Annotated in this window: 6 protein-coding genes; 3 read left to right on the forward strand and 3 right to left on the reverse strand. The window is 50.8% G+C overall.

Features of this window, described 5'->3' with window-relative positions; all coding sequences use genetic code 11:
* Nucleotides 1-751 precede the first annotated feature (751 nt).
* Genes KOO63_06810 through KOO63_06820 form a run of 3 tightly spaced genes read left to right on the forward strand, consistent with a single transcriptional unit; the run spans nt 752 to nt 2,658 of the window.
* Entirely contained in the window at nt 752-1,732 is a 981-nt protein-coding gene (locus KOO63_06810; GenBank protein MBU8921512.1) for a hypothetical protein, read from the forward strand.
* Nucleotides 1,725-2,072 (forward strand): STAS-like domain-containing protein, encoded by a 348-nt coding sequence (locus KOO63_06815; GenBank protein MBU8921513.1) that lies wholly within the window; start codon nt 1,725-1,727, stop codon nt 2,070-2,072. The genes KOO63_06810 and KOO63_06815 overlap by 8 nt, the downstream gene beginning before the upstream one ends.
* The gene (locus KOO63_06820) at nt 2,047-2,658 is read left to right on the forward strand and encodes a hypothetical protein (GenBank protein MBU8921514.1); all 612 of its coding nucleotides are present in this window, start codon (nt 2,047-2,049) and stop codon (nt 2,656-2,658) included. Before KOO63_06815 ends, KOO63_06820 begins: the two co-directional genes overlap by 26 nt.
* Nucleotides 2,659-2,712: 54 nt before the next feature.
* On the opposite strand, the gene KOO63_06825 is transcribed toward KOO63_06820, so the two are convergent.
* From KOO63_06825 to KOO63_06835, 3 genes are read right to left on the reverse strand one after another with little or no spacing between them, the layout of a single operon-like run.
* On the reverse strand, nt 2,713-3,396 hold the full coding sequence (locus KOO63_06825) for a M48 family metallopeptidase (GenBank protein ID MBU8921515.1): 684 nt from the start codon (nt 3,394-3,396) through the stop codon (nt 2,713-2,715).
* Nucleotides 3,397-3,401: 5 nt separating this feature from the next.
* Entirely contained in the window at nt 3,402-6,587 is a 3,186-nt protein-coding gene (locus tag KOO63_06830; protein ID MBU8921516.1) for an HsdR family type I site-specific deoxyribonuclease, read from the reverse strand.
* Nucleotides 6,584-6,967, reverse strand: coding sequence for a restriction endonuclease subunit S (locus tag KOO63_06835; protein ID MBU8921517.1), 384 nt, complete (start codon nt 6,965-6,967; stop codon nt 6,584-6,586). The genes KOO63_06830 and KOO63_06835 overlap by 4 nt, the downstream gene beginning before the upstream one ends.
* Nucleotides 6,968-6,984 lie beyond the last annotated feature (17 nt).

A 6,984-nucleotide genomic window follows, 5' to 3' on the forward strand; every position in this document is an offset into this window, starting at 1 on the left:
CTTGACTGGCAGTCAAGAGGTCGGGGGTTCGAGCCCCCCTGGCTCCACCAACTAAATAATTGAGAATAAAGGACTTGCTGTAAACGCGGGTTCTTTCTTTTTTGCCTAAAGTGTAAACTAGGTACAATTCTAGGTACAAATTTTACCAGGTTTGTTGGTGGATTCTGGGCAATAGCTCTCCAGTAAGGGTACAGTCGCCCGTAGGGGAGCTAAATATGATCAAATCCCTTTGGAATATTTTCTCTGGGTTTTGAACCGGTGTCCTATCACAAAAAACCAAGATCATTACTGCGACAACGAATGTGCGACCAGAAGCCGTGTACAAAGAATTCTCCAATGAGCAATTGAATATTCAGTACCGAATAGATCAAGTGCCAGGACAAAAATGAAGTGGAATACGCTGGATACTGATACCGCTTCTCGTCTAGGGATCATGTTTGAAGCGGCTTCTTCATTTTTCGTCGCAACATCTTTTCCGGGGCCGGTGATTAACAGTCGATTCTTGAGTACAGAGGAATATCTCTGGTTGCATACCGGCTGCTCCCTTAGAATTCACGTTAGCCTACGAATTATCGAAAATACCGACGGAAAGCTAAGGCGACGTGGGGCTACATTCCTTCAATAGAGTGGCAATATGGGTATACAAAGAAAGAACTGGCAGAAGAAGAATCATGCTGCTTACCGTGGACGTAAGTCGATGGCGGCTCGTAAGCGATATAAGGCTTGGCGAAGGCAGGAAAATAGGACGGGAGTGCGAAAGAAGGGAGTTGCGAAGCGTACGAGAAACACGGTGCTTGACCCTTTTTCTGGATACGTGAAGATCAAAGCACCAGATGTTTTTTCCTTCATAAAGGAACCAGAAAAGGTCTCGGGTTTTATTGGGAAGCTAAAAAATCAGTTCAAACAGAATAAGAAGGTCTTTGTTGTGCTGAGGGATGTCGAGATCATCGACTACAGCGCGATCGTAGTATTGTTATCCATTATGGTAAGATTTAAGGCCAAGAATCTTCAGTTTAACGGGGACTTCCCAAGGAATCAATTGGCTGCAGAAATCATAAAGAGGTCCGGATTTTTTGAAAAGCTTGAGATTGGCGAGAATGATCGGTTCCAAATTACACCAAAAAAGGGAGATGGAATATTTACCCATTCTTGGAAACGCGTAGATCCCCAGCTGACTGCTCGGCTGATCGAAAACGCTTCTATTACGATATGGGGTAAGGCGTTGAGACGACAGGGAGTTCAGAGGTCTCTCATAGAATTGATGCAAAACACGCATAATCATGCAGATAAAACGTCAGAGGCTATAATGGATTGGTGGGTGTCAGTTCATCATGATAGGGAAAGTAGGCGAGTTTCCTTTTCTTTTGTAGACTACGGAATTGGGGTCTTCAAAAGCCTTGAAGGTAAATCATCAGGGAATAAATTTTTTGGATGGAAGGAGAAAGTAAAGGAAGTATTTACTTTCAAGAACAATGCTGATCTTCTCAGGAAGATCCTCGAAGGAGAGTTGCACCGCACGGTGACGGGCAAGCCTTTTAGGGGCAAAGGGCTACCAGGAATTCGAGAAGTGATGGAGCAAAACTGGATTTCAAATCTGCACGTAATAACCAACGATGTATTCGCAAACGTCGGTGCAGGTGAGTTCAGGACACTAGACTTCCCTTTCCAAGGAACATTTATCTATTGGGAAGTTGGTGCTGAAAACTTGGAGGTAGGTGAGAAAAATGGATAGTTCACAAAAGATTTTGCTAACCGTCTGCAAAGAGTTCTCCAGTACACCCGGTCCTCGGTATATTTCCGAAGGCGATTTTTCGGGAGAACTGTTCAGGAATAAGGTACTTGGACCAGCACTTCAAAACGCTCTCAAAGAAGACGTGCCATTAGTGGTTGATCTTGACGGGACAGCAGGATTCGGGACTTCATTTCTTGAAGAAGCGTTTGGTGGATTGATTCGAGAATCGGGCATCCCCTACAAAACCGTATCAGGATGCATTGAGTTGATTTCGTTGGAGGAGCCCTATCTCATCAAGGATATAAGGGAGTATATTGAAGAGGCTCGCGATGCCAACTAACTTAATAGTATACGCCCTACTAATTCTTGGTAGTGCTGGTGGTGGCTTCATTATTGGGAGACTCTTTGAGGTGCCCGGTATTACCTGCCAGACAACCTTAGATCCGATGCAGGGATTCTCAATTGCATTAACAATGGGCCTTGCCGCTTTTTTTGGTGTTATCTTGTCACGCAAAGACAAGAAGGCCGACTTGTCCAAGGAACTGACTATGGGGCGGCTAGCCAAACTCGATGACATGCTTGAGGACTTCGAAACAATGATTGTTGATGATTCCTTAACTTATCACCTAGCTTCGACATTCAGGAAACGAGTCCACGGTACATTGGAATGCGTTTGGACCGAAGGGAAGCTTGCCGAGAACTCAAAAATACCAGAATTTGGCGCATTTGAAACTGCGATTGGTGAAATCCACCACGATATGACATGGGTCGATATCCGGGAGCAAGTGGAAAACCAAGTATCCGATGTTGTTGTACAGGAGAATATGATGATATTCAGTTCTTCAAGGATGTCGTTGCTCCTCACAAAGATAGGCCGGTTACGTAATTTACTTTTTTCTCTTCAACACAAAGTCAATTGGATGTAGTTGAGTCTGATATTGTCATGGGGTAAAAGTGTTACTGAAGCTGACGACGTACAGTCAGATTTCCTGCTCCAGAAGCTGCCCGTTCTCACTCAGCCATGCCTTCGCTTTCTCCATCCTGGTCACCTGCGATCTGACGATATTCCAAAACCTCGGAGTGTGGTTCGCCTCGATCAAGTGGGCCAGCTCATGTATGATAACGTAGTCGATCACCCAGGACGGGGCCTTAATCAGTCGCCAGTTGAAGTTGACGTTGTTTATGACCGTGCACGAGCCCCAGCGGTACCGTGCGTCGACGATCTTGGCTTGGTTGTAATCGACACCCAGTGTGGCTGCATGGGCCGCTACACGGGGGAGGATGACTTCCTTTGCTCTGGCCTCGTACCAGGCCCTCAGGGCCCCGTGGGGCCGTTGCCCGCCCTCAGAAGGGACCAGAAATCGCTGTTTGAACTGAACCTCTAAGAGGCCCTTCTTGACGACCTCTATTCGGTACGCGCGGCCTAGATACAGGGCCGATTCCCCTGACACGAATTCCTTGCCGGGGGGGTGCGGCAGAGGCTGGTATTTCTGGGTGTGGCTGAGCTTCTCGAAGATCCACTGGCGACGGGATTTGACAACCCTGGCGATGGTCTCCTCGGAAGCTGTGGCGGGCGCATGGATGACGACTTCTCGGTTGCGTTCGACCGTGATGGTGAGCTTGTCCCGCTTGGCCGACCGTTTGATGGTGTACTTCAAGTCCATGGCTGCTATTCCGCGTAGAGGATGATGTTGGTATTTTTCTCGGCGATCTCCATGATGCGGCTGATGATATGGGCTCTTTTAGGAACCAAGTCGGAGACTGCAGCGAACTTCTCGGCCAGCAGGATAACCTGGAGGTCCTCTTTTAGCTTGTTACGGGCGGGGATGCTCTCCCAAAAGCCAGCCAAGCGCAGCTCCCGCTCGACGTCGTTGTACACCCTCTGGGTCAGATCGACTAGCAGGCCGATCCTGTCGTCCTCTGCAAGTCCGTAGGTCGGCTTGGGGGCAGCGGCTAGCGGGTCGCCCGTTCCCTGGGCCATCTCGGTTGTTCCAAACAGTTCCCGTTGAAACATGCGGAAAAACGGCATATGCTTCTTGCGGTGCAGACCGTAGGTAGGCTCGTTCCCCGCCTCAATGATCCGAATGCGGAGTTTTTCCAACTCCTCTTGGATTTGATCCCATTTGTCACGGAACTGCTGGAATATGGCAGCGAGTGCCTCGGCAAACGATGCCTTCAGATCGGGATCGTCATCCAGTTCAATATCAAGGTGGTGGCGGATTGCGTGCTCGATCTCCGCTGCCCTGGTCCTGGTTCGCTTCAGCTTGTCTACGCCTTTGGAAAAGTCCTCGTCCAGAATGGAGATGGGTGACACCTTTACGTCGATCCCTCGGGATTCCAGGAACTGGTCAGTGATTGCCCGCAGCTTCGGCGGGATGCCTTTCATACTGAGCCGCTCGTCCCGGAAGTGTTTGCCCGCCAAAGCGTTTACTTCCACAAGAGCCTGATATTTGTTCAAGTATTTCAGGGCTTGCTTAGCAGGTAACACCAGATTTAGGGAGCGAGTGAACTGCTTGAAAACAAGCATGAAATCGAAGCGGATGTCCTCATCATAGAAGACATCATAGAAGGCGTCATGGTCCGTAAGGTCTTTCAATCCGTGCTTGTTGAGGAGAGCCATGACCGCGTTATAGTGGGACTTCAGCTCACGCAGTTCCTCTTCGGGGGAGCTGAGGGCCTCGGTGACTTCCTTCTGCTCCCGTTCATCGTAAGTGTCGAGGGCCCTTTTCAGGTGGTGCCCGATGCCGACATAATCGACAACAAACCCTTTTTCTTTGGCTTCCCCACCTACCCGGTTCACGCGGGCGATCGCCTGCAGCAGGTTGTGAGCGACGACTACCTTGTCCAGATACATTACCTGCTCAATAGGAGCGTCGAACCCGGTCAATAACATGTTATTTACTATGAGGATACCCACATCACCGCTTGCCCCTTCTTCGGTGCTTCCGAACGCAAGCTTGAAGCTTTTGATGCTGGCCTCGTGCTGGGAGCTGTTAGTGAAGTCCTTGAGTTCGAGTACGTCGTTAGTGCGGCCCGAGATGATGACGTCGGTTTGCATCCGCTTAAGCTGATCAAGATCGAGCTGGCTTGGGTTCGAGGTCGCCAACTCGGCCACTGCTGCTGCCAGGGCGGCGTCGACATGCTTCTTGTAACGGACAGCGGCCATGCGACTATTGGCTACGAGCTGGCCCTTGTAGCCGTTGGGATACACATGGGTCAGGTAGTGCTGGACCATATCCTTGGCTTTGGCCGCAATGGTGGGCTCGGCTTCGAGGTAGGCGTTCCGAGAACCGTAGCCAATGATCTCGAGCCGTTGCCTGAGATTGTAGTCGCTGAAGACGTCCGCGAAGGCTTGGTCCATGGCTTCCTGATCGGGGACCTCTGCATTGAGGGTGCGGCCCTCGTATATGATCTCCAGGGTCACCCCGTCTTCAATGGACTGGCGCATTGTGTATTTGTCGATGTAGTCGCCGAATACTCTCTCGGTCTTGTCGATGGGGGTTCCCGTGTAGCCGATTTTGGTGGCGTTGGGGATCCCCTTGTCCAGATTAGCACCGAGCAACTTGTACTGGGAGCGGTGGGCCTCGTCGGTCATCACCAGGATGTTAGTGCTCGGGTTCAGCTCGGGGAAAGTCTCTTCCAGATCTGTCTCGCGGAACTTGTGGATCATGGCCATCACCAGGTCGCTTGTATCGGTCTTGAGGAGTTCCTTCAGCCGTTTAATGCTGTTTGCGACGTTGACTGTGAATCCGGTGCTCTGGCTGGTCTCAGTAAGTTGCTGTTCTAACTGGATACGGTCGGTCACGAATACAACCTTCCAGTTAGCAAGCTGGGCGTGTCGGTACATCTCTCGCACCATGAACATCATGGTCAGGGATTTTCCACTACCCTGAGTATGCCAGATAATGCCGCCCCGCTCCCTGGGTGTCCGGCCTTCCAGGAGGCGGGATACGGCCAGCTTTACAGCCCGGAACTGCTGGTAGCGGCCAACGATCTTGATAGTCTGGCCCGTGTCGTTGGCCTGAAAAAGGGTGAATGTGCGGATCAAGTCCAACAAGTTGCGGTGGTCGAGCATACCAGCGACGAGGCGTTGCTGATCGTTGGGAGCCCCTGCACCGCGGTCCAGGTCGTCAAGCTTTCTGGGGTAGGGGTCGGCCCAGCGGTAGAAGTACTTCTCGGTGTGGGTGGTGATGGTCCCGAATTTGGCCTGTTGGCGGCAGGTGGCCACGACGAACTGGTTAAAGAAGAACAAGGGTTGACTGCCCTCGCCTTTGGATCCTCGCTGCTCGCTGTATCGCATGATCTGATCAATGGCCTCGGCAATAGCATCCTTCACTTTGGGGGATTTGCACTCGATCACGACAACAGGCAGCCCGTTCAGAAATAGGACAATATCGGGGATGATGTGGTGCTCGGTTCCGAGGATGCGAACCTTGAACTGGCAGACCGCGATGAAACTGTTCTGGTCGGGGCTGTCGAAGTCAACCAAACGGACAGTGGGGCTTTTCTGGCCTGTCGTGCGGTTCTCGCCCACGCTGGTGTTTTCCAGCAACAAGTGGAACAAGTGACGGTTGTTCTCAAGTAGGCCAGTTCCCGGGAATGATCCGGTGAGCCGTTTGACGACTTCCTCGACCTGGTCGTCGTCGAGCCAGGGGTTGATGACCATCAGTCGTTTGCGGAGGATAGGGAGAAGGACCACCTCGGTGAAGTTCTCGCGGTAGCTGTCGCCGGGGTGCTGTGAGCGGTCGAGGTCGACAATCTGCCATCCGAGGCTTTGGAGCTGGTCCAGAAATGGGTTTTCGACGTGGTTGCGTTCGTCGAGCTTGATGCTGGTTGCGACCTTATCCGTGCTCATGGGGAGGTCTCCTTTGAGTTAGACAGCAGGGGAGTAACACGGACCTTGCCGGTGAGGAGGTCTTGCATGAGGGCTGCTTTAAGGGATTTCAACTTTTCATTTTTTTGGATTCTAATGTCTATGGCTAAATCCTGATTTGAAGCAATCAACAAAATCCTTCGTTGTTCTTCCAGTGGGGGCCTCGCATAAGTTAGCCCCCTCAGCTGGCTTGTGTTGATGTTGTAGTTACCTGCAGAAGTTGTGGCGCTCTTTTCAATGTATTGCCGACCAATTTTACTGTTGAGTAAATATCCTGCAAACTTTGGGTGAAGTTCATTATTGTTAAAGCGAATTCGGATTAAGTGTAGCGTCCAGAAACAAATGTCTCCCTTCTTCCTGATTAATTAGGTGACAGATT

The sequence above is a fragment of the Candidatus Latescibacterota bacterium genome (assembly GCA_019038625.1).
Taxonomy (GTDB): Bacteria; Krumholzibacteriota; Krumholzibacteriia; order Krumholzibacteriales; family Krumholzibacteriaceae; genus JAGLYV01.